The following is a 401-nucleotide window of genomic DNA, read 5'->3' as shown; positions in this document are numbered from 1 at the left end:
ATGTCGTCGTGGACCAGCCCGAACGTCTGCAACAGTTCGATGCTCAGAGCGGCCTCCTCCAGGCCGGGCACCGGATCGGGGGTCACCAGGCGGGCCGCGTCGTAGATGAGCGCCACCCGTAGCCGCTTGCCGCCCCGCACGGACATGTCTCGCAGCAGGTTCTGGCACTCAGGTGTGAAACGGCTGGGCGACGGGAATCGACGGCCGCGGCAGGCCGAGAGCCGACTGCCTTTAGACACAGTTGGTCCATCCGACCGGACCACCCACTTAATCTTCATGCCCGATCAACGACCGAGTCAGCACCAGAACACGCCCCGACCGAAGCAACGGCCATGAGGCATACCGCCTGTACGGGCACCGCCGCTCTCAGGACTGCGTATCCCGGCGAGATTCCACTCGTC

1 pseudogene is annotated in these 401 nt (G+C 65.3%); it reads right to left on the bottom strand.

Annotated elements, in window-relative coordinates:
• Window positions 1-185, bottom strand: a pseudogene (locus LPA54_RS40955) (polyprenyl synthetase family protein); the annotation flags it as partial.
• Window positions 186-401 lie beyond the last annotated feature (216 nt).

This window comes from Streptomyces sp. DH12, from assembly GCF_020873895.1.
In the GTDB taxonomy this organism is placed as follows: Bacteria; Actinomycetota; Actinomycetes; order Streptomycetales; family Streptomycetaceae; genus Streptomyces.
The sequence above is the reverse complement of the archived record's forward strand: the minus strand, read 5'-3'. Positions and strand labels throughout refer to the sequence as shown.